Source organism: Ruminiclostridium cellobioparum subsp. termitidis CT1112, from assembly GCF_000350485.1.
Classification (GTDB): domain Bacteria; phylum Bacillota; class Clostridia; order Acetivibrionales; family DSM-1351; genus Ruminiclostridium; species Ruminiclostridium termitidis.
Window position 1 is genome coordinate 33,134 of sequence record NZ_AORV01000070.1, and the last position, 22,815, is coordinate 55,948.

Genomic DNA, 22,815 nt, shown 5'->3' on the forward strand with positions numbered 1-22,815 from the left:
CCATATATCTATACGTGTCAGCTTGCCTCTTCCATCTGTCATTATAAACTTGCCACCTTGCTTGTCATAGCATTATACCAAAAAAACAGCCTATATGAATTTATCATATAGGCTGCAGTATTAACCGTTACTACTACACTTTGCTTGCAATTACTTCTGTAACCTGCTCAACTTCATTGTCAAGGAGAACTTCGTTAAGATCAATGATTGAGAACAACTTTTCATCCTTTTTACCAACGCCCTTAATATATTTCTTATTGTTGACTTTGATTATTGCCTCTGACTTGTCAATTGAGTTTTCATTCAGATTAATTATCTCAAGAACATTGTTTACCATAAAGCCAAACAACTGTCCGTCTTTTTCGGTAATTATAATCTTTGTCTTTTTAGTAATTTCCGAATCGCCCAAATTAAACTTTTTATTTAAATCAACTACGGGAACTACTCTGCCTCTGAGATCATAAAGTCCTTTTATGTAATCGGGCATTTGTGGAATAAGTGATACTTCGCTGTATTTTTCTATTTTGAATACCATTGATGCCTCTATACTGCATAATTCATTGTTCAATGTAAATATAACAACTTGTATGTCAGCCATTCCCGACACCTCCCAAATTTTGTGTATCATATTTTTAATAATATCACACAATACACGCTTTTTAAAGGACATTATTTTTGATATAATAAATTCTGTGCCATTTTGAATAATAAATATAATAGTAATAATTTATATCCTCCATATTATATGTAAAAAATGCTGTAAATAAAAATGTTTTAAATAATATAGATAGGACGGTTTTTATGGAAAAAAGCAGGATTGAAAGATTGAATGAGCTTGCTAAAAAAGCCAAAATTTCATCCCTCTCAGAAGCTGAACTTGCTGAAAGAGATGAACTTAGAAAAGAATATATTGCCGCCTTCAAGGCAAATCTGAAGGCAACGCTTGACAATACGGTAATCGTTGACAAAGACGGTAACAGAAGGAGTCTGAGAAAGGATAACTAGACATGGCAAAAGCCTACATTGTAAAGGGCAAGGAAAGCAGGGTCGAGTACGGACATCCCTGGATCTTCAGAAGTGATATTTCACGCACCGAAGGCGATATTACTCCGGGTGATATTATTGACGTATACAGCAGTAAAAATAAATTTCTGGGCAGAGGCTTTTATAATCCTCAATCCCAGATAACAATCAGAATGCTTACTTATGAGCATGAAGAAATCAACTATGATTTCCTGTACCAGAGAATAAATGATGCCTGGAATTATAGAAAGCAGGTGGCCGATGTCAACAGCTGCCGCGCGGTTTTTGCCGAATCGGACTTTCTGCCGGCACTGGTCGTTGACAAATTCTCGGATATTCTGGTTGTTCAGACTCTTGCACTTGGTATGGACAGATTTAAAAAGGAAATCGTCGATATACTGGACGATATAATAAAACCCCGCGGCATATATGAGAGAAACGACGTTCCGGTCAGACAGCTGGAAGGTCTCGAAATGCAGAAAGGTTTTCTTAAAGGCCCTTTTGATACACTTGTGGAAATGACCGAAAACGGCGTTAAGTTTCTTGTAGATGTTGAGAACGGTCAAAAGACAGGCTTCTTTCTGGATCAGAAGGAAAACCGTGCTGCCATTGCTCCATTCGTTAAAGGTGTCAAAGTTCTGGACTGTTTCACACATACAGGTTCCTTCGCGTTACATGCCGGCCTTTTTGGTGCAGACAGTGTTTTGGGTATTGATATTTCGGAACATGCGGTGAAGTGTGCCGCCAAAAACGCCGAAATAAACGGTCTGGACACCGTCGTGAAATTTCAGGCAGCAAACACCTTTGATATATTGCGCGAATTTTACGATAAGGGTGAAACCTTTGATACTATTGTGCTTGACCCTCCTGCCTTCACCAAAACCAAAAATGCGGTTCAGGGTGCTATCAGAGGTTACAAGGAAATAAATCTTCGCGCAATGAAGATAATTAAACGAGGAGGCTATCTCATTACGTGCTCCTGTTCACAGCATGTTGACTCTGAGCTGTTTATGGACATTTTGTATGACGCCGCCGCCGACTCCAGGCGCAAGGTCAGGGTTGCAGAGTACAGGTCACAGGCCAAGGATCATCCTGTTTTACTGGCATCACCTGAGACCGAATATCTGAAGTGTGCGATTTTACAAGTAGTTTAAAGTAGTCTTGCGGTAAATTAAGTTTTTTAAACTTGATCTCTTTGGGCCTGCACACTGTGCACTGAATCCGAGGGGCCAGAGCCCAGGCATTTTATTTTTTGCTAAAATCGGCATATCCGGTATATAAAATGATTTAATGAAAAGAATAATAGCGGGTGATTATTATGCTGCTATTATTTATAACATTACTTGTGTTAATCAAATTAGCTGAATTAACTTATAGGGTATTTTATAAAAGAAAAATAAATCAAATCTTAAAAGTTATAAATACTAAAGAGGATTTGCTATATCTAAACTTCAAGGATTATATGTCTGTCATCATGGAAGTTCTAAAACGTCTGGGATATAGGGTTAAACCCACTGCCGCTTGCGGAATAGACGGAAGCGGCCTTCTGTTGAACAATATTCAATTTACCGAGGTGTGGAAACATGGTCTTCAGCAGGTTATAGACGTTGAATTAGCCATGAATCTGTTCAAATGCATGAGTGATAACTCTATCTACAGAGGTATGCTTATAACTTTGGGTGATTTTAAATCATGTACAAAAGTATACTGCCACAAAAATGTAATTGAATGCATTAACGGTGATCAGCTTTTGGACATGTGCAAATCAGTTCAAAATGCCAAAATTGTTTTGGAACCTGCAAAATAGGAGCTCTCCCCAGGAAGTCTCTTCCTCAAAAAAATTTTTATTTACTCATGATCGATGTTGATTTTACAAATATTCCTGTATATAATTAAAATATCCAATAAAGTTTATATTTTGCTTTGCATAAACATGGCACTGGAACTTTATAATAATTAAAGACTGGTATTAATTATGGTAGATACTTATAGAATTCGGACCAATTCTTTTTTAGACAGCAAATCTACAGATTCGTTAATGCAATTGGTTACCAACGAAAAAAAAGAAAGAATAAAAAGGTTTGTACATAGAGAAGATGCTCTCAGGTGCCTGTTGGGAGATCTGCTTTCCCGTTATGCCCTTTGCAGAAGAACAGGGTTAAAAAACAGTGAACTTAAATACAGGGTAAATGAATATAATAAGCCATTATTAGCAACCCCTGTGCATTTACATTTCAATGTATCCCATTCCGGCAATTGGGCCGTTTGTGCTGTGGCAGACAAGCTTGTGGGCATAGACGTTGAATATGTTAAAAATATAGACCTCAAAATCGCCGAAAGATTCTTTACAAATTATGAATATGACAGTCTGTTGAAACAGGATCCAAAAGATCGAATAAGATATTTTTATAAACTATGGACATTAAAAGAAAGCTATATAAAAGCAGATGGAAGAGGTCTATCCTTACCTCTTGACTCTTTTTCTATTGAGATAAATAATGATTCAATCTCAGTCATTACTGATAATGAGTTAAAATCATGTTTATTTGAAATGTGTGAAATTGATGATTTCCACATTTCTTCAGTTTGCTCTTTAGACAGCAGTTTCAATACCACTCTAAAGGAAGTGACTTATTTTGATTTATTACAAGCCTTAGCTTAATAATATTCAGATAAAAATGGACTACATCTATAATTTGTACAAATACAAAAAATAAATCTTTACTAACAGCAGTAGATGAAAAATATTAACCAATATTTTTCATCTACTTTTAAATTTTAAATATTTACTTTTATTTGTTAACTGTATATTATTTCACGCTCTCAGCAATAAATTTAATCAATTTATAATATCATATGACCATAAATCATCAATTGAATTTAAAAACCAGGTATCTGTCCCATTAAATACTTTTTAAACATGACCATATCAAGAGTATCAACAGACCCGCTTGAATCCACATCCGCCGCTTTTAATGCATCACCCGACAAAATGGCTTCATTTAGCAGATGTTTTTTAAGGAGCGCATAGTCCAAGGCATCAGCCTGCCCGTCATTATTAATATCTCCCTTTTTAAATATCGGTGTGATAGGTACAGTTGCAAGATAATCCCTTACTGTAGTATGTCGGGAACTTACATGATTAACCAGATCATTCACAGCCTGGTTGAACTGGGTCTCGCCATATGACAGGAAGCTGTAATTGCTGCTTTCCCTTTCAGATCCCACCACATAGGGTCTTACAAGTTCATGCAGCTGCCTTATTCTGGATGTTATTGCCGTTTGATTGAAACAGCCGCTCATTGCGTTCTGCATTTCGTTATGGTATATATTATTATAAACCGGATCATCCATTAAAAAGCGGATAAGAGGCCAATTACTGCCAATTTCCTTGAGTGAGAGACTTGCAGGTATTCCTGGCATGGGCATGCCAAACGGATTATTATTGAGAGACATGTTAAAGTCACAGGGCAGGTAAATCATCTTCCCGCCATTGGATAAGTCCTGATATAAATAATAGTTTTTAGTTACCCATCCATATGTATCAACGTTTACTGCAGCTGTATTTATGGCCAGCCACCGAAGGAACTTGTTTACATCAAAGACTGATTCAAGTCCGGCTCTCCAGCTTGCTGCATTTGTTCTTGGCGCATTGAGCTTATTAACCAGTGCTTGAAGATCGCTCCAATCATTTGCTTTTTCATTGGTTTTCTTTTCAAAGCCCTGTTGGTTAAATGTGGCCAAATCTGCACCTGCTCCCGTCTCCCCCTTATATAAATTACCTTTGGAATTAGGGAATTGTGTCTTTAGCATTTCATCCGCCGGGTCCTCTGTCATTGTATATAATCCCCAATATACCGGACCACTGCCCGTATCTATATATACTCTACAAAAAGTGGATCTAGCCGCTGGTATACCTCCGTCCCGCAGCATGTCACTAAATACTTTATCCCTGACAAATGAAGGATCAAACCAGTTATTGCTAAATGCCAGTTCTTTAAATCCGTAAAATTTTTGATTTTTTATTTCAGGATATTGATCTTCAAATTTATCGAAATTCAAACGGAACGGGAACTTATGCTTTCCGCTCATTTTAGGTGTGAACAGTGTACTTTGCCCTTTGTACCTTATACCAACATTCCACCATGTAATATTGTTAAATTTTATAGTAGCAGGTACATAAACGGGGTTTTGAGTACTTGTCATGTTTAAATTGTTCAGATCTGTTTCCATTGTCCTGTAATTTTCCGGACTGATAGTTATATCCATACGCTGAACCTTATTATCAGGGAATACCACAGTATAGTTTCCGTCTACATCACCATGAGTCTCTTTAGTCCACCCGTCCGGATGTTGAACTTCAGCTGCAAACAGACTGACCTGTCCCGATGAAACAACTAAAGCCACTGCTAGAATAATAATAGATACTCTTATCATTTTAGATAATTTACACATAATTTTCATTCCTTTCGTTTTTAGGATATATACGCAATAAAAAATCATCTTTAAGATATATACTTAAATATCATTCTCAGGATTGACTAACAAAAACTCATCATAAAATGTATTGCAAATACGATGACAATAATTTTATTACATATAAAATCTATTACTTGATTAACTGACCAGGCACAATTCTGATTTTTACCACCTCCACCTATCATTTTTTGACTTCGATATAAAAAATACTAACTGTTACTTTTCAGACCACCTCCAAATATATTTTTCCGTATCCGTATATATTTTCTGCACTACTTTGTAAATAAAAGATATGTATTGCACTAAATTGTATATTTATACCGTTAGTTTGATTATATCATACCATTATTTTACATATAATTCAATATTTGTAATTATTTAGTGCTTTATTTGAAAATAATACCCTCTATTGACAATGTTATTGCTGGAGACAAAATAACCGGATGTCATAAAATTCTGACATCCGGTTATAAAAGAAATTTCCTTCGTTACACCTATTCACAACTTTGTCAGCAGATATAATATTTACATGTCCTTATCCTTAGTCTATCTCATATAAACTTTCTACTAATTTTTTTAGATAAGCCCTATCCGCTATGACAATGTTATTATAATTTTCTACCATAAACTATATTACTATTCTCCATAAACATCAAACTCACAATGGCCGGCCCAACCTCCGTCAGGCAATCCATTGTAAACTATCTTCACATATCTGGCCTTTTCACTGAAGCTATCCTCCCTTATACGTGCACTGCTGGTTTGGCCTGTTTGATTCACTGCCAGTCTCCAGTTTTGTCCGTCATCTGAGACCTGAATAACATATAGGTAATTGCCTTCCTCTTCAAACACCACCCTGCTGCCAGTTATTGCATATACTTCACCAAGATCAACCTGCCACCAGTGACCTACATGTGCATCATTGGCACACCATCTACTGTATATATTACCGTCGTTTCCTTTTAAAGCAGAATAACTTGTTGATTTTTCACTGTCTGAAACAGCAGGTTTCTTCAGCGCCAGATTATCTCGCAGATCTGTACTAACTTTTTCGTCTGTATTAAACAGAGAGCTTATTTGCTCAATAGTAAGTTCCTGTGAAGGTTCAAAACATGAACTCTCCATATATTTCAGTATACTTTGCCTTAGCTGCCTGGCAGCAGGACGCTTTTCAAGTTCACTTTCAATATCCATCGAACAAACCAGCAGTTTCCCATTGCCTGCCTTTGCTTCAAAGAGGTTTGATAGCTTGTGGTTATTAAAGAAATTCGGTATAACCTGTACTATTGGTTCATATCCTTCAGGCATGCTATCGAGGCAAACAGATACAGAGTTTTCTAATAAATCCTTCCATTGATAACTGGAATAGAAATCGGTAGGAAAATCTTTAAAAACAGCATGAGAATTGTCACAATATATACCACATGGATCTTTGCTTGTAAAATGTACCGGGCTCCAAAATACAGGAAAAAATTTACCTGGATAAACTGTACTAAGAAGTGATGTTTCAGGAGACAAAAATACATTTCCGCCATGTTTCAGATGGTCTTTAACATCCGCAGTAATGCTATTGGCAAATAATATATCACTCTCTTTTATTTTATCTGCATCTATATATTCCTGTATAGGGTATACCCATATATCCCATGAATTTGTTACGTTGGCATCTTGCATACCTGCAAATATTGTAAGCTTGGAAGCTTTTTTCACACTGTTAAGACTTATGCCGCGGATAGAATATACTTTGCTCCCATTTCCAACGGGTATTGAAATTCCGTCTATTTTCTCCGAAAACAGTTCTTTACCCTGTTCATCTTTGATACACCAATATATTGTCGAAGACTTAATATCACTACTGCCAAAATGCGCAAACTCCAAATCTGCCTCGAAGGTTTCATCGTTCAGGTATATACGTTTATGCATTCGAAGGAGTGGAACTGTTGGGCTGCAAAACTGCCTAAATTTCTCAGGCTCAACTAATCCCTTTGACTCCCAGAAACTGTCCAGTATACCCACAGTGGCAGTACTTTGTCCTGGAAAATCATGAATATCTAAAAGTTGAAATCCCGCGAATCCATTAGTCCGAAGGGCAGCTTCAATTTCATCCTTGTAAAGCTGTAGTGCCAGCTTTCCTGAACCTCTCATGAAGTTTTCAGAATATTTAAGCATATTCATATTTTTCAGATCATTGTAAATTGCCTCCAGGTTAATCGGTCTAAGCACTCCCTTATATTTGGATATCTCATTCATGTTAGGGTAAACACAATATTGTCCCACTTCATGGGATACAATTGGTATATTTCTTAATGCAGCCCCATTTTCATAGTCCAGTTCAGTAGTTTCCGCCATTTTATCAAGATAATACTGTCCCCTTATTCCAACCGTATCTACAGATTGTGCTACAAAAAAATCATCTGCTTCATCCGCTGCTCTGTCCCAATTTGATGTGAGGGTATAAACAAATCTGCCATCTTCTTTTTTAAGCATGGAAATAATGTCATGCAGAAGATTAAAATCTCCATTTAGTTCATTACCATTGCTGAACATACAAAAGGAAGGATGATTACCGTAAGTGCTGATAATCCTTCTCGCTTCAGCTGGCAGATATGAATAATGCTCCGGGTAGCATCCTATGGTATAATTGGTCCATGTATCCATCCATACCGGTCCTTCTATCTGCAAGTATATTCCAATTTCATCTGCTGCTTTGAATGCAGCTTCAGGCGGACACCACGAGTGAAATCTTATATGGTTAAGTCCATATTCCTTAACTGTCTTAAATATTTTGTGCCAATCCTCTGCCTCCATAGGCGGATAGCCTGTTAACGGGTAAATACAGCAATCCAATGTTCCTCTGAGAAATGTTTTTCTGCCATTTACAGTAAACTGTGTACCTGAAGCTTTGAACTCCTTCATTCCGAAAACTACATTTTTTCTGTCGGAAATAATCTGTTGTCCTCCTGCACCTGAAAGCAATAATTCCATTTCATAAAGATTGGGTGAAAATTCATCCCATAAAAGCAAATGTTCTCCCATTTGGTATTCAAATTGCAAAATACCATCATCTTTATTATTTATTTTAAATATTGCTGGTTCAATCCTATGAGTATTATTATCACAAATACTTTTTACGCTGACTGTAAGAGTATATTCTAAATCTAAGTTTGTATAATTTTCTATTTTAGTTTTTAAAAAAACCTTTCTATTGATAATATCAGGGTAAATCTGAACATCACTTAAAAAAACCTTATCAGTAGCATATATGCTCATTCTTCCAACGATACCATTCCATATAGTCTGTGTTTCATCTGTATATCCGCTTGGATGCGGTCCTATTTTATGGATATCTCTATTATCAATCATTATAGTCAGATTATGCTCTCGCCCCGGAATTACATAATCAGAAATATCATAAACATGTGGGGTCGACAGGCTATCCTGCTGGCCAACTTCATTTCCATCAATCCATAATATAGATTGATACATCACTCTTTCAAGAAACATTACTATCCTTTTTTCATTCCACTCAAGTGGGATTTTGATTGATCTTTGATACCACACAGCCCCAACATATCTGTATTTCTGTCTTAGACATTTAACTGTTTCTTTTGCCAGGACAGGATCCATTTTCAGCGGTTCACCCTGCTTATTTTCATTTGTTGTCCCAGGCAGGCAAAAACCTTTATTGGCCAGTTCACCCATATACCATTTGCTTTTGAAACCTGTATCCTCCGGATCAAGTTGAAAATCCCATTGTCCTGCCAGGTCAATTAAATATGTATTTTTTTCATAATTATTACTCACAATTAATACCTCCTCACTAAAATAACGATATACTCAAAAGTATCTCCTAAGAATAACTGAATGGAGCAATAACACCCCATTCAGTTATTCTTAGGCTACTCTTTATTAATACATATTACAGCAGTCTCTGCATCTGTTGCATTATTTGTTGGCCTTATAAAAATCGTTGCCATTCTTTATAACCTGATCTCCGCCTGCTTTCAACCATTTATCTACCATTTCACCCCATGCTTTATCAAAATCATTACTATTTCCAACTACTGCCTTGAGATACCCTTCCGCGAATATTGATAACAGTTTATTGGCATCACCGAGTACTGAATCGTCAACTACATTTGTCAAAGGACTTGCAATAGCATATTTTGCATTATTTGCCTGCCAGTCTGCAAACTGTCCCGTTGCCATATCTTCAGGCAACCATGACCTAACGTCCTTAAAAGCTTCATCATAGTTGAAATTGTGTTCTTTTATCGGAATATACGCATATTCATGATAATTCATAGCCCCCCAAGTCAAAGGATAAAGGTAACCATTCTTTTTTGTATCCCAATCCTTATCGCACTCTGCCTTATTTATATAATATACTCTTCCGCCGTTCTCTTCTTTGAATTCTGTAAAGTGCACACCTTTTATACCAAACTCAGTGAGCTCTCTGCCTTCTTGTGACAGAGTATAATCCATAAGTTCTATTGCCTTTTCAGGATTTTTGCTTGTACTTGGAATAACATTACCCCACCAGTATCCGCCTGTATGTCCTCCATTTGCCGGGACTCCATTAACTCCGTTTATTGGTGCAAAGGCTGAAACTTTTGCATTAGGATTAATTTTTTTGAGTTTATCAACAAATACATTTGGGATAGATGTCAATGCTATACCATATTTACCTTGAGCAAATGCATCTGATTCCGGTCCCTGTGCAGAATCAAATTTCAAACTTAACCAATCTTTATTTATAAGTCCTTCATTTACAATTTTATTAACAAATCTGGTTGCTTCCTTAGCTCCATCAGATACTTCCCATCTGGTTACAGTTCCATCAGCCTTTTCAACCCACTTTCCCGAACCGGCATTAACAGCATATGCCCTGTTTATAAATTGGAATACATCTGCAGGATCAACCTTCCCATTTTCCATTGCAAACCAACCGTAAGTGTCATTTTTACCGTTCTTGTCCGGATCGTTTTCCTTAAAGGCTTTGATTACCTGATACAACTCATCAATATTTGTTGGGATCTTCATCCCAAGATTATCCAGCCAATCCTGACGGATTATGTATGCCCATTGCTGCGGACATAAGCCTATCGGTTTATAATATGCTTTTCCGTTAACTTTCAGCAGCTTATATACATCCGCATTAATAACTGAGCTCACGTAAGGATATTTACCATCTTTCAAGTAATCATCGTATGCCAAAACCAGACCATTCTTTACCCACTCATTCAGGGTTTTACCCGCATCACAGTTCAATATATCTATCTGCTCTCCTGATGCCATCATTATATTCTGTTTATTTGGAAACTGATCCCAGGGAAAAGTAACGATATCCAGCTTAGTATTTGTTTTCTTCTGTAATTCAATCAAAATTCTGTCCTTGGTAGGATCCTGTTCATTTGCGGCTCTGACCCATCGGATAGTAACAGGCTCAGTAGCCGCCTTTTCTACCTCTTTCGAACTAGTACTTGCAGAACTACTGCTTACTGCAGCTGTTTCATCAGCTGCTTTATTGCTCCCGCAACCGCTTAATACAGCAGTTAGGATTACAACTGATAAAAATATTGCCAATGACTTTGAAATGTTCTTGTACATCATTTTATCCTCCTTTTATATTAATCAACCGTTTTACGGTGGATTTTTCTATGTAAGTAGCTGTATTAACCTTTAACGGCACCCATCATAATACCTTTACTGAAAGAATTTTGAACAAATGGATATATAATTAAAACTGGTATTATTCCGATAATTATACAGGCCATTTTGAACTGTTCGGGATTGGAAGCCACTGTTGCTACACCTACCTGTGCCATAACAAGATTTTGTATAATCATCTGTCTTAGAACAACTTGTAGAGGATACATATTATTTGAACTAATAAACAGTGTTGCCATGAAATAGTCATTCCAGTATGCTACTCCATAGAAAAGGCTTACAGCGGCAAATACCGGCTTTGAAACAGGTATTATTATTTTAAAAAGAATCTGGACATCATTATAACCATCAATTTTGGCGGCTTCCTCCAGACTTTCAGGGAGACTTGCAAAGTAGTTTTTCATGATTATCAGGTTATAGGTTGAAATCGCCAGAGGTATTGTTAAGGCAAAAATTGTATCGTCCAGATGCAGATTTTTGACAAGTACATAGAATGGTACTAAACCTCCGCTGAAAAACATTGTAAAAACCAATATCTTAAACAAAAAATTACGGCCGGGAAGTCCCTTTTTACTTAAAACATATGCTCCCATAGAAGTAAGCAGCATACTTAAAGCCGTGCCTAAGCCAGTTACCTTTATTGAGACAAATAATGAATTTATGATACCACCCAGACTGGAGAATGCCCTCTTATACTCGTCTAAGCTAAAACTTTTAGGCACCAAATGGTATGTATCCCTCAAATATACCTCTGGTGAAGACGTTGAAATGACAAATATGTGCCACATAGGTAACAGAATGGCCAACGAAAAAATAATTAATACCAGATAGATTAATATATCAGCTATTCCAAATTTAAATCTTGATTTCATAAGTGTCCTCCTTATAATCCTTAATAGATACTTTCTTCGCCTAATTTTTTAACAACAGAGTTCGATACAACCAGCAATGTCATACAAATTAATGACTTAAACATACTTGCGGCAGCTGCAAAACTGAACTTATTATCGCTCAAGGCTGTCCTGAAAATATAAGTATCTATAATATCGCCCTTGTCATATACCATTGGATTATAAAAATTGTAAACCTGATCAAAACCCCATGTCAGAACCTGACCCAGCATAAGAATAAACATAATGACAATGATATTCCTTATTCCGGGTAATGTGACATACCATATCTGCTGCCACCGGCTTGCTCCGTCTATATCTGTTGCCTCGTAAAGCTCAGCGTCTATACTCGCCATAGCTGCAACGTAAATTATTGAAGAAAATCCTGCCTCTTTCCAGACATCAGACCATATAAGAACTCCACGGAACATATTTGGATTTGAGATGATATCCGGTGTATTTATACCCATACCTGTACATATAGCATTAATAATGCCGCTCTCGGGACTTAATAAGGTCATGAATATGGATGCTACTATTACCCATGATAGAAAATGAGGTAAGTATACTATGGTTTGAATTGTTTTTCTAACCTTTATATGCCGTATTTCATTTAATAATAAAGCCACTACAATAGAAATAGGAAATTCAATTACTATTCTGTAAACAGCAATTATTGCGGTGTTCCAAAATGCCCTCCAAAAATCTTCATCCTGCCATAATTCCTTAAAATGTGTTAACCCGACAAACGTACTTCCAAATACGCCCTTACTCATGCTATAATCCTGGAATGAAATGACTATTCCATACATCGGGACATAACAAAAAATTATATACCAGATTAATACTGGAATTAGCATTAGATATAAATATTTATGATATAAAATCAATTTTAGTTTCTTCTCTAACGTGAAACGTCGGCCAATTGATTTATAGCATTCGGTGCCGGTCTGCTGCGAGCTCATCTTGTTCTCCCCTTATGTTTATATTGTATCTTACGATTGTATGTGTATATTATAGCTAAGTATACATAATAAAAACACGAATGAAATTTAGCATTTATTCAGATTTCTTAACAGGATTAATATCCGAATTATTCAAAAAAGGGCAAAACAAAACCCCCAAACCTTTTATTAGGGTCGAGGGCAATTAATTTCTATTTTTGCCTCAAAAAACATATTGTAAATTTAACTGATTGGAATGATTTATTTATCAATCGGTCAAAACAGGAATGGTGGCAGTTACTTCTGTACCCTCACCTTCTTGACTTTCAATATCCAGGCCATATTCATTTCCAAAATGGAGCTTTATTCTTTCGTTTACATTAATTAACCCTATGCTTTTACTTTGGCTCTTTCCATTTAGCTGTTCTTTTATATCATTGAGCTTATTGGTATTAATACCCAATCCATTATCCTTGATTTTGAACACAATCATATTATCATATTTAATCGCATCAACTCTAATTTCACCTTTACCAGCTTTTAATTCCAAACCGTGGTATATGGCATTTTCAACTAACGGCTGCAGGATAAGCTTAAGTATTTTAAATTTCATCAGATCATCGCTTATATTATATATAACATCAAACTTATTAGAAAATCTCATTTGCTGGATATCAATATAAGTCTTTACATGATCAATTTCATCTTTTACGCAAACAAGTTTTTCTTCTCTGGTAATACCTGTCTTAAAAAGTGCAATAAGTAACTTGATCATTTTTTCAGCTCTTGGATCACCATCATATACCATGTACTGTGCGGTTTTTAGCGTATTATACAAGAAGTGCGGGTTAATCTGCGCTTGAAGAAGATTTAACTCATACTCCCTGGCCTTTATCTCTGCGTCCTTAAGCCTAACCTCTGAAATATACTTTTCATCTATCATTCTATTTAATTGATCCAACATCTCATTAAAGCTATCCCCCAGAACTCCAATCTCATCTACAGTACTGCTTTTAAATCGGGCATTTAAATCCCCTGCCTTGATTTTTAATATAGTTTTCAGCAATTTTGTAAAATTTCTTGATAACATAACTGAAAAGCCATAAGAGAATATAAGGCTTAAGAAAATCAGTATTGCAAGTATTGTAATGCTGGTATACAGTATTGATCTTCCTTCATCAAAATTTTTAAGTATATATATAAGCTTAAAACTGTTCAAATTAAAATCTTTTACAATCATGATGTAGCTGTTTCCATCAGATTTAAAGGATACCCTTTCTTTACCTTTGTCCTGAGATAATCCAATACCTAACTGTATAATATCCTCTGTTCGGGGAATAATGTCATCCTTTCCAATTGTATTCTGCCCATTTTCATCAGTCAGGTATACCCATACATTACTGTATTGAGAGAAGTTATCCAGCATTTGCTTTATTTCGGAGGATTCAAAATCCATAAACATATAGCCCAAAAGTTTTCCCGCTTCCACATCCTGGCCATTTCCTCTAATACTCATTCCAATCCTTACAAAACTATTATTCAAACTTGTATCTGTATAGTACTTCCATAAAGATCTTCCATAATTGTTATTCAGATATTCAAAATCCTTTTTCTCAATAGTATTTAATGTAAGAGACTTGTTATATATTGACGAACACATAATATTAAAAGATTTGTCTAATATAGAAACATTTGATATTTTATTTCCTGCAAAATTGTTAGACAATAGGAAATCATTCAGTACATACTGAAGGCTGCTCTTTGTTTCAGAGTTGTTCATTTCATCCATGTATGTCTGTACCTTATTATTATACACTGCAATTTCCGCTCCCTTTTTATAATAATTACTGAAGATAAAATCAATATGCTGATATAAAATTTTGGCTCCATATTCAAAGACTGAACCTAATCTGTTCTCAATAATGTTATTGGAATTTATATAAGCCCCTGTTGTAAACCATACAACAGGAATAGTAACAATAACCGTGTATAATATTAAAATAGTCGATTTGAAACCAAATTTTCTCTTTTTTAAATTAATCGGTTTATTTTCAATAACATGCTCATTTAAGTTCCCTATTTCTCTTTCCATCTTGCTGATTGGCTTAACCAAAAGTTTGCTTATCCACAATAATAATATTAAGGATAGAAAAATATACAATAATCCATATTTTATAATAGATAAAAAATAAAGATTTAATAAATTTTGTATCTTGTCAAATTTATAAGAATTATAAATGGTCCAACCATTAAAATTCAACTTATTCTTAAAGGTATACTGATTGTCCTCTAATATTTCCGAGTTATCCTGATTTATAACCGTGGCATAATTTCCTGCTCCATCGGCAAGATTGATTGTTCCTCCGGCAAACTGCAGGTCTTCTGTAAGTTTCTTACTTAATACAGCTATAACTATTGCTTCAACTTGCATATTTTCGGGATTAATAACAGGGTTAATAACAGAAATTCTATCATAAATGTTTCTGGAATACCTATTAAGATAAACTTGATTTGTATTGCCGCTTACTTTTACATAGTCCTGAACTTTTTTGATAAATTCAGGAGCTTTGTATTCGCTGAAATCTTTACCTACCACATTTCCAATGTTTATAAATATATCGTTATTATTGTTTACCAGCACTAACGCATCAATTTTATCATTTAACGAAATTAACCTTTTTAAATATGTTTCATAGTCATTCTGTGCCTTAAATAAATTATAATCGCTGGTATATTTGCTGCTTACAAGAATATCGAATGCGTCGCTATTCATTGCCGAATTGAAAGTCATGGCAATTTCACCCATATACATATTTGTTCTTTCTACTGCAGCGCTTGTTGTAATTTTATTAACATAATCAAATTGATTTTTAGTAAGCTTATGGCTTACAAAATAACCTGATGCAATTGTAAGAAGTACAGCCAGCATTGACAGAATAGTTCCATAAATTACAGTTTTGCCCCGAAGAGTATGCTTAAAGCTTATTTTCATAATTGGACGCAACCTTCCTTGGAAATCAGCATTTGAATTTTTCTCTGTATTCAACAGGTGTCAGATTAGTAGTATTTTTAAATAGTTCACTAAAATACCTCGGGTTTTCATAACCTACCGCAAACGCAACTTCATAAACCTTATTATTAATATCCATCAACATTTTTTTCGCTTCATCAATCCTAATATCTGTAAGCACACTTTTAAAGGTCTTTCCCATATCCTGGCTGAACAGTCTGGAAAGATGGACAGGATGGACATTTACATGTTTTGCAACACTTTCCAGGTTAATGGATTTGGCATAGTTCTCTTGAATAAATCTAACAGCCTCTTCTATAATTTTTTTATTAATCGGAGAGTTTTCCCTGTTCAGCAGAACAATTACTTCGGCAAGGAATGCCTTAATCTGCCCAAAAACAGATGCTATAGTTTCACAATAGCCAATTTCTCTTATCTGGTAACTAAACTTTGTAAAAAACTCATGGCTGCTGTTTCCTCTCATTCTCCCCACATCACTGGAAACTGTTAATATAATCTTAATACTCAAGGTAATAATTTGGTTAATATCTGTAAAACATTTTTTTACCAATTCTTCCTCCAGCTCGTCGAAATATTGTATAACACTGTTTGAGTTTTCATCTTGTATTAATCCTTGAGTTTTCCTTATAATATTATTCTCTTCACCGAAAGTCATTACAGGTTCATTTCTGTCTTTAAAATCGGTAATGAATAAGATTTTATTTCCGCCAAGATATGTTCTATGTTTAAACGCCTTAAGTATATTATTATAAACTTGTCCAATGCTAAGAAATTCATTTATAGATCCACTGCATACAAAAGTCACTGTTAGTTCTTTACCGTGAATAACTTCCGAAATGGACATCTCAATTGTAAGTTCTTCAAATAATGCTTCTACATTTTGTTTGAAAACCGCCTCAGGTTGATTCCATATTATACATATCATATCATCAAGTTCAATGATATAACCCATTTTTTTCAATTCAACATTTTTAACCAAAAATGTCCTTATTGTTTTAATAATACTTTTTACCTTTCCAGCACTATATGTTTGAACTATACTATTGTATTCATCCAGCCTTATAACTGATATGAGAATTTTATCAGCAGGTATGTCTATATAAACCAATTTTCCCCGCTCCAAAATAGTATTTATATCAAAATCTTTATTACTGATTATATCTTTCAAAAACGCTTCTCTATAACCCCACAGGCTTTCATCGTTTTTTCCTATCAGGTTTTCTTGTGATAACACTTTTGAAAGTTTAACAAAGTACTTTTCAATGCTTTCCTCATCATCAGATTTTAAAAGATATCCATATACACCGCAGTCAATCCCTTTTCTGGCATACTCGAACTCATTGAATGCACTGAGGAGAATGGTTTTTATCCTTGGAAATCTGCTTTTCACTTCCATTGCCAGTTCCAACCCATTTATATGCGGCATACGTATATCCGTCAAGATAACGTCAACTTCTACTTGTTCCAAAAGTTTTAGAGCTTCAAATCCATCTTCTACTACCCCAATTATCTCAAATCCTATTGAATTCCAATCAATAATTGATGGTAGTACTTTTCTGAATATTTCTTCATCCTCTGCTATAAGAAGTTTATACATACCAGGCCTCCCTTAATATACTCTTGTTTTCTTGAATACCATTACCTCTGATAGTTGTACAAATAACTGGTAATTTTATGGATCTGAGCAAATAAAATAAACAGTGTTAGTTTTCCCTAGTCCTGTTTCTTAAAGATGTTAGAAGTCCATCCAACTGAGTCTTAATAAAAAAAATTTTTAATTTTGTTATAATTATTATATCAAGTTATTACGACAAATTTAAGATAAAAGCAATAAACTTTCTGTTAGATCATGAATGACTCGAACCAATGTATGATGCCATAAAGAGAATCTGGTGACCGAACCGTTGATTTATGCAGACGAAACCGTCCTTCAGGTATTAAAAGAACCTGGTCGGAAAGCAACTACAGAATCATGAATGTGGGTCTACACTTCCGGTCAAAGTCCGACTCCGGCCGTTTTGTTTACATAGCTACCTCCAACATAATTAAATTTCTCCTTATGGTGCGAGCAAAATAATGTCGGGATTAAGGTAAGTGGTAAACCATGAGTACCTCGACTGACGGCATCAGCCATGTGATAATTACTCCTGAATAGTTTTAGCTTCAACTTTAAAAACTCTTATGAGTTTTTGAGTAAACTTGTTAATTTCAAGGAGAATTCATTATGGATGCACAAAAATTAACGCATGAGTACCGCCTTTCTCAGTGGGCTCCCATTATCCATGCATGTCGCAATAGTGGTATGACTGTAAAAGCATGGTGTCAGGAAAACAGCATTAATGAAAAACAATTCTTTTACTGGCAACGTAGGGTTCGTGAAGAAATAAGTTCATTGTCTTCTGAATTACCAGTAGCAATGCAGAATACAGCTTTCGTTCCACTTAAAGTGTCAGACAACAGAACTGATAAATATTTTAGTCCTGTTATGGTTCTCAGTATTGGTAACTCCCGCCTTGAGCTTTCAAATCAGACATCACCTGAGTTGCTTGCCAGTATATTAAAGGTACTAGGACATGTTTAATGGGGCTGGTGTCTTTGATCAAATATATATCTCCTGCGGATATACCGACCTGCGTTGCGGAATTGATGGTCTTGCAGCTATTGTACAAAATGAATTTAAGCTTAATCCGTTTCAAAACACGATTTTTCTTATCTGCGGAAGAAAAACGAATCGCATCAAAGCCATTTTGTGGGAAGGAGACGGTTTTGTTCTTTTGTATAAACGTCTGGAAAGAGGTCGGTTTCAATGGCCGCGTAGTGAAAAGGAAGCGCGATTGTTAAGGCAAATCGGCCAAATGATCTGCTTCGTAACAGTATCGTCACCCCTTCTTTGGAGGCCGCCATCCTAAACTCGAAGTACATTAATGCACTTCCATTAAACAGAATTGAACAGGAATTTGCCAGAAACGATGTAATGATTTCAAGACAGGTAATGGCAAACTGGACTATCCTTTGTGGAGAGAGGTATTTATCACTTTTATATGACCGTCTGCACCAGGAACTATATAAATGCAAGGTATCACAAACGGATGAAACCCCTGTGATTGGTAACCAAAGATGGCAGACCAACAGGATCAAAAAGTTACATGTGGGTATACCGCACAGGAAAGATGTATGATGCTCCTCCAATTATTCTTTATGACTACCAGCGAACCAGAAACAGCAGCCATCCAAAGGAAAGCCTAGAAAAGCATGGGTTTTCATTATGGCATTGAGCTATTCAAGGTACATATATGTAAGCATTGTATTTGACCAATCTGTAAAATCGTTTATCCAATCGCATGTTGATGCATTTCAGTTCTTTGGCGGAGTTCCGGAAACGGTAAAAATTGATAATCTTAAGGCCGCTGTAGTTAAGGCTGATTCCTATGAGCCAGTTTTACAAAGGACATATGCAGCATTTGCAGCACATTATGTTTTTTTTGCTCAGCCCTGCAGGGTTTATACCCCAACAGACAAAGGTAAGGTTGAATCAAATGTGAAATATGTGAAAGACAATTGTTTTAAAGGCAGAGAGTTTTCAGATATTGAAGAAGCACGTAAATTTCTCTTTTTCTGGCTCTCTGAAACTGCAAACAAACGTATGCATGGAACTATTAAAAAGTTCCGGAAGAGCTGTTTGAAATGGTGGAAAAGCCTAAACTTCTGAAACTCCCGCAAGAAGACTTTATCTTTTCAAAAACAGCACATGGAACTGTGCTTCCAAACTGCCATGTTGCATATGGTGGTAATTTCTATTCAGCACCGTATGCGTATATCGGTTGTGAAGTCGACATCATTGAAATCAACAATTTGTTAAAATTTTTCTACAAAAATGAAGAGATCGCCCTCCATAATTTGTGCAAAGATTCCAAAGGCGACCACATCACAAATACTGAACATTACCCTGATTCCAAGAATATTACAGTCCAAGAGATATTGTCAAGGCAGAAGGTCGATATGAAAGAAATCGGATCATATGCTTTGAATTTCTTTTATGCTTTTGCCGTAAAGGTTTAGTCGGCAAATATCTATATCATAATATATCCAGGGTTCTTGCATTGAGAAAGAATTACGATAATACAACGATTGACCAAGCATGTCGCAGAGCACTGTACTACAATTCGATTAACTATGGAACTGTTAAAAAAATCTATGAACGCGGACTAATCCTGCTTCCTGTCGATGATGACAGTTCAAGCAGTAATGAAGTCATTGAAGAAACTGAAATCACAAGAAATTTATCCTCCTATGATCAGATGACAGCTTTGGGAGTGATTGAAAATGAATGATTCATTGCAAGGATAGCTTAAAAAACTTCACTTATCAGGGATTACTAAAACTGCTGACATGAGAATAGAGCAGTCAATCAAGGAAAAACTGTCTTATCAAGAGTTCCTTGAAATACTCATAAATGATGAACTTATGAACCGAACAAACAACGGGAACCATAAACGTCTTCAGCAAGCGAAATTTCCACAGCAAAAGACTATTGAAGAGTTCAATTTCAACTATCAACCAAGCATAAACCGACAGACTATTTATCAGCTGGGGTCTTGTGATTTCGTCCGAAAAAAGGAAAACATCGCATTTATTGGGCCACCAGGCACTGGAAAAACCCACCTTGCAATATCCATTGGCATAAAAGCTGTTATTCAAGGGTATTCTGTACTTTTTCTCACTCTAACTGATATGCTGGAAGATCTATATATGTCCAGAGCAGACAATTCCTTTTCTCAAAAACTAAAAAAGTATACACAGTGCAATTTATTGATTATTGATGAACTTGGACTTAAAAAGTTAAACCAGAACAGTGTTGATGACTTTTATGAAGTCATTGCAAAACGTTATGAACAGCGATCAACAGTTATTACTTCCAACAAAACTTTTGAAGAATGGGGTAAAATTCTTTTTGATCCGGTTTTAGCTACTGCAATTTTGGATAGGTTCGTCCACCACTGTAATTTTATTGTTATCAACGGTGATAGTTACAGAATGCGTGAACGTGAAGGAATTCTCTTAAACTCAGAAAAGAGAGGACGGCCAAGAAAACTATCCCTAACAGAGGAACAAGGGGATCAGTATATCGAACCCGAAGGAGGTGTTGGAGAATGAACCTCCCTACATATGATGAGTTGCTAGATTTCTATTACAACTTTCTTGAAGCTGAACAAGATAGAGAAATTGAAGAAAATGAAATTATTGAACTCCTTCAGGTGCTGTTGAATGGGTATCTGATTTGGCTGACAATATTATCAAGCTTTGGAAAGCCATTAACAATCAAAGTATTAAGTGGAGTTACTGGGGATGATGAGAATCTTCCGTTTATTGATCTTTACAGCGACTTTCAGCTAGATTTTTCAGATTTTAAAGCATATCAAAAATATGAAAAATTTCTGGATTGCCAGTAAAAAGTGACACATAGATTCGGGTTGATTAAAAGTGAGCAGATACCGTCCAAAACTGCTCACTTTTTTCCGCCGAAAAATTATTTGAATATTTACGTGAATTTTTAAGCTGCTTAATTTTCTCCGCCTTTTTTGCACATTTTTATTGACAACAACAGAGTATTTAAGATATATTTTAAATTTTATGCCTGGATTACAATTCAATGAAGAGCCTGAATTTCTTGAAGAGCTTCTACCATGGAGTCCGGATGTACAAGCGTTTTGTACTAAAGCCGAAAAGTGATTATTATATATCAACTTTCCGGCTTTTTCTATACACCTTTTTATTTGACGGTTACTTCATAAGTATTGCGTAAATGGTAAACCATGCGTACATGTATAAACAAAGCCGCCAATTTAGGCGGCTAAATTATTGTGTTTTTAACTTCCGACAGTCCTCTGGAAGTACTTCAGACCAAGGAAGAAGATTATCTAAGAACTCAAGGTTGGTATCATCCATGTGCCTTGGAATCTCTGTCAAAAGAAGGTCAAAGTACTTGTATGGTTTCAGATTATTAGCCTTAGCTGTTTCAGCCAGACTGTAAATTATGGCGCTGGCTTTTGCTCCTTCAATTGTATCGATCAGGTGCCAATTGTTCTTTCCAATACAAAATCCGCGAATTGCGGATTCGCAAGCATTGTTATCCAAAAAAATCTTCCTTATCATTTCACTATTTACATTACTTTTGAACATGTCAGGCGTATAGCCGGTGAAATATACACTGACATTTTTTTATCCGAAAATATCCAATAGATGCGCTTTTCCTTGTCAGGAGTAAATGCCAGGCACAAGTATATTTTTTTGCGCCCAGTATCCTGAAGGATCTACAGTTTTTCTTTCACCTCCTTAATTAATTAGGATTCTCTATTGTTATTCTGACTACCTGTGTATTTTCATCCCAAGGCTTTTCTGTAATAAAACTTATTCCTGGATATTTTGATGAAACAAAATAGTACATGTGATAATTATTTAGCATTTCCTCATCAAAGTAATATTCCAGAATATCTTTAAAATCTGACAATTTTGAACCTATTCCTATTTTCCCAAGAAATTTGCTTGGGAAATTATTCATTAGCGCTATTTGAACTAATTTATATTCATTACGTATTAGATTTGTAGTAAACTCAATTATTTCATTCTTTAAAATTATAACATCTTTGTCTACATGTTCTGTATAATTAAAATCAATGGACCTTTTAAGTTCTTGTATATCTACTCCTAAATTAAATTTACCTACCGCATTGCCAGGAACTATATCCCAATTATGTGTCTGCATTTTCAAATTCTCCTT

19 protein-coding genes and 4 pseudogenes are annotated in these 22,815 nt (G+C 35.5%); 13 read left to right on the forward strand and 10 right to left on the reverse strand.

Annotated elements, in window-relative coordinates:
* Positions 1–133: 133 nt before the first annotated feature.
* Positions 134–598 carry a chemotaxis protein CheW gene (locus CTER_RS25325; protein WP_004630740.1) on the reverse strand — a complete coding sequence of 155 codons (465 nt, stop codon included), beginning with the start codon at positions 596–598 and terminating at the stop codon, positions 134–136.
* Between the two features lie 203 nt (positions 599–801).
* Here CTER_RS25325 and CTER_RS25330 point away from each other — a divergent pair, with 203 nt between their 5' ends.
* The 4 genes from CTER_RS25330 to CTER_RS25345 all read left to right on the forward strand — a co-directional run bounded on the left by CTER_RS25330 (position 802) and on the right by CTER_RS25345 (position 3,685).
* The gene (locus tag CTER_RS25330) at positions 802–1,005 is read left to right on the forward strand and encodes a DUF896 domain-containing protein (RefSeq protein ID WP_004630703.1); all 204 of its coding nucleotides are present in this window, start codon (positions 802–804) and stop codon (positions 1,003–1,005) included.
* 2 nt (positions 1,006–1,007) lie between these two features.
* Positions 1,008–2,177 (forward strand): class I SAM-dependent rRNA methyltransferase, encoded by a 1,170-nt coding sequence (locus tag CTER_RS25335; RefSeq protein ID WP_004630733.1) that lies wholly within the window; start codon positions 1,008–1,010, stop codon positions 2,175–2,177.
* A gap of 164 nt (positions 2,178–2,341) precedes the next feature.
* The gene (locus CTER_RS25340) at positions 2,342–2,830 is read left to right on the forward strand and encodes a restriction endonuclease (protein WP_004630702.1); all 489 of its coding nucleotides are present in this window, start codon (positions 2,342–2,344) and stop codon (positions 2,828–2,830) included.
* Positions 2,831–2,998: 168 nt separating this feature from the next.
* Positions 2,999–3,685 carry a 4'-phosphopantetheinyl transferase family protein gene (locus CTER_RS25345; protein ID WP_004630710.1) on the forward strand — a complete coding sequence of 229 codons (687 nt, stop codon included), beginning with the start codon at positions 2,999–3,001 and terminating at the stop codon, positions 3,683–3,685.
* 218 nt (positions 3,686–3,903) lie between these two features.
* On the opposite strand, the gene CTER_RS25350 is transcribed toward CTER_RS25345, so the two are convergent.
* From CTER_RS25350 to CTER_RS25380, 7 genes are all read right to left on the reverse strand, one after another.
* Positions 3,904–5,478: a CotH kinase family protein gene (locus CTER_RS25350; protein WP_004630726.1), complete on the reverse strand. Its 1,575-nt coding sequence runs from the start codon at positions 5,476–5,478 to the stop codon at positions 3,904–3,906.
* A gap of 660 nt (positions 5,479–6,138) precedes the next feature.
* Positions 6,139–9,306: a galactose-binding domain-containing protein gene (locus CTER_RS25355; protein WP_004630707.1), complete on the reverse strand. Its 3,168-nt coding sequence runs from the start codon at positions 9,304–9,306 to the stop codon at positions 6,139–6,141.
* 141 nt (positions 9,307–9,447) lie between these two features.
* Positions 9,448–11,115, reverse strand: a complete 1,668-nt coding sequence (locus CTER_RS25360) for a type 2 periplasmic-binding domain-containing protein (protein ID WP_004630738.1) — start codon at positions 11,113–11,115, stop codon at positions 9,448–9,450.
* Positions 11,116–11,177: 62 nt separating this feature from the next.
* A complete protein-coding gene (locus tag CTER_RS25365) occupies positions 11,178–12,044 on the reverse strand; it encodes a carbohydrate ABC transporter permease (protein WP_004630701.1) in 867 nt (288 codons plus the stop codon).
* A 20-nt stretch (positions 12,045–12,064) separates the two neighbouring features.
* On the reverse strand, positions 12,065–12,838 hold the full coding sequence (locus tag CTER_RS25370) for an ABC transporter permease (protein ID WP_200859498.1): 774 nt from the start codon (positions 12,836–12,838) through the stop codon (positions 12,065–12,067).
* 436 nt (positions 12,839–13,274) lie between these two features.
* Positions 13,275–15,998, reverse strand: a complete 2,724-nt coding sequence (locus tag CTER_RS25375; protein WP_004630743.1) for a sensor histidine kinase — start codon at positions 15,996–15,998, stop codon at positions 13,275–13,277.
* Positions 15,999–16,023: 25 nt separating this feature from the next.
* Positions 16,024–17,634, reverse strand: a complete 1,611-nt coding sequence (locus tag CTER_RS25380; protein WP_004630728.1) for a response regulator transcription factor — start codon at positions 17,632–17,634, stop codon at positions 16,024–16,026.
* A 260-nt stretch (positions 17,635–17,894) separates the two neighbouring features.
* Between CTER_RS25380 and CTER_RS28490 the strand changes: the two are divergent.
* The 9 genes and pseudogenes from CTER_RS28490 to CTER_RS25405 form a co-directional block, all read left to right on the forward strand.
* Positions 17,895–18,010, forward strand: a pseudogene (locus CTER_RS28490) (IS66 family transposase); the annotation flags it as partial.
* A 251-nt stretch (positions 18,011–18,261) separates the two neighbouring features.
* Positions 18,262–18,618, forward strand: a complete 357-nt coding sequence (tnpA, locus tag CTER_RS25385) for an IS66 family insertion sequence element accessory protein TnpA (protein ID WP_004630700.1) — start codon at positions 18,262–18,264, stop codon at positions 18,616–18,618.
* Complete coding sequence (gene tnpB / locus CTER_RS29335; RefSeq protein WP_040762149.1) at positions 18,611–18,946, forward strand: IS66 family insertion sequence element accessory protein TnpB; 336 nt, start codon at positions 18,611–18,613, stop codon at positions 18,944–18,946. Before tnpA ends, tnpB begins: the two co-directional genes overlap by 8 nt.
* Positions 18,871–19,309 (forward strand): annotated as a pseudogene (locus CTER_RS27855) (transposase); the annotation flags it as partial. The gene tnpB and the pseudogene CTER_RS27855, both read left to right, overlap by 76 nt.
* Complete coding sequence (locus tag CTER_RS27280; protein WP_423219210.1) at positions 19,309–19,746, forward strand: hypothetical protein; 438 nt, start codon at positions 19,309–19,311, stop codon at positions 19,744–19,746. The pseudogene CTER_RS27855 and the gene CTER_RS27280, both read left to right, overlap by 1 nt.
* A complete protein-coding gene (locus tag CTER_RS27285; protein WP_051066701.1) occupies positions 19,722–20,096 on the forward strand; it encodes a Mu transposase domain-containing protein in 375 nt (124 codons plus the stop codon). Before CTER_RS27280 ends, CTER_RS27285 begins: the two co-directional genes overlap by 25 nt.
* A gap of 41 nt (positions 20,097–20,137) precedes the next feature.
* Positions 20,138–20,368 (forward strand): hypothetical protein, encoded by a 231-nt coding sequence (locus CTER_RS27290; RefSeq protein ID WP_051066703.1) that lies wholly within the window; start codon positions 20,138–20,140, stop codon positions 20,366–20,368.
* Positions 20,369–20,396: 28 nt separating this feature from the next.
* A pseudogene (istB, locus tag CTER_RS25400) lies at positions 20,397–21,191 on the forward strand (IS21-like element helper ATPase IstB); the annotation flags it as partial.
* Positions 21,188–21,487, forward strand: coding sequence for a hypothetical protein (locus tag CTER_RS25405; protein WP_004630727.1), 300 nt, complete (start codon positions 21,188–21,190; stop codon positions 21,485–21,487). The pseudogene istB and the gene CTER_RS25405, both read left to right, overlap by 4 nt.
* A gap of 406 nt (positions 21,488–21,893) precedes the next feature.
* On the opposite strand, the pseudogene CTER_RS25410 reads toward CTER_RS25405, so the two are convergent.
* Positions 21,894–22,172, reverse strand: a pseudogene (locus CTER_RS25410) (transposase domain-containing protein); the annotation flags it as partial.
* Between the two features lie 202 nt (positions 22,173–22,374).
* Positions 22,375–22,800, reverse strand: a complete 426-nt coding sequence (locus tag CTER_RS25415; protein ID WP_004630718.1) for a hypothetical protein — start codon at positions 22,798–22,800, stop codon at positions 22,375–22,377.
* Positions 22,801–22,815 lie beyond the last annotated feature (15 nt).

Bases quoted from the DNA above. Each gene is read 5' to 3' on its own strand.
- CTER_RS25325 (WP_004630740.1), bottom strand. From the start codon at position 598: ATGGCTGACATACAAGTTGTTATATTTACATTGAACAATGAATTATGC.
- CTER_RS25330 (WP_004630703.1), top strand. From the start codon at position 802: ATGGAAAAAAGCAGGATTGAAAGATTGAATGAGCTTGCTAAAAAAGCC.
- CTER_RS25335 (WP_004630733.1), top strand. From the start codon at position 1,008: ATGGCAAAAGCCTACATTGTAAAGGGCAAGGAAAGCAGGGTCGAGTAC.
- CTER_RS25340 (WP_004630702.1), top strand. From the start codon at position 2,342: ATGCTGCTATTATTTATAACATTACTTGTGTTAATCAAATTAGCTGAA.
- CTER_RS25345 (WP_004630710.1), top strand. From the start codon at position 2,999: ATGGTAGATACTTATAGAATTCGGACCAATTCTTTTTTAGACAGCAAA.
- CTER_RS25350 (WP_004630726.1), bottom strand. From the start codon at position 5,478: ATGTGTAAATTATCTAAAATGATAAGAGTATCTATTATTATTCTAGCA.
- CTER_RS25360 (WP_004630738.1), bottom strand. From the start codon at position 11,115: ATGATGTACAAGAACATTTCAAAGTCATTGGCAATATTTTTATCAGTT.
- CTER_RS25365 (WP_004630701.1), bottom strand. From the start codon at position 12,044: ATGAAATCAAGATTTAAATTTGGAATAGCTGATATATTAATCTATCTG.
- CTER_RS25370 (WP_200859498.1), bottom strand. From the start codon at position 12,838: ATGAGTAAGGGCGTATTTGGAAGTACGTTTGTCGGGTTAACACATTTT.
- CTER_RS25375 (WP_004630743.1), bottom strand. From the start codon at position 15,998: ATGAAAATAAGCTTTAAGCATACTCTTCGGGGCAAAACTGTAATTTAT.
- CTER_RS25380 (WP_004630728.1), bottom strand. From the start codon at position 17,634: ATGTATAAACTTCTTATAGCAGAGGATGAAGAAATATTCAGAAAAGTA.
- tnpA (WP_004630700.1), top strand. From the start codon at position 18,262: ATGGATGCACAAAAATTAACGCATGAGTACCGCCTTTCTCAGTGGGCT.
- tnpB (WP_040762149.1), top strand. From the start codon at position 18,611: ATGTTTAATGGGGCTGGTGTCTTTGATCAAATATATATCTCCTGCGGA.
- CTER_RS27285 (WP_051066701.1), top strand. From the start codon at position 19,722: ATGGTGGAAAAGCCTAAACTTCTGAAACTCCCGCAAGAAGACTTTATC.
- CTER_RS25405 (WP_004630727.1), top strand. From the start codon at position 21,188: ATGAACCTCCCTACATATGATGAGTTGCTAGATTTCTATTACAACTTT.
- CTER_RS25415 (WP_004630718.1), bottom strand. From the start codon at position 22,800: ATGCAGACACATAATTGGGATATAGTTCCTGGCAATGCGGTAGGTAAA.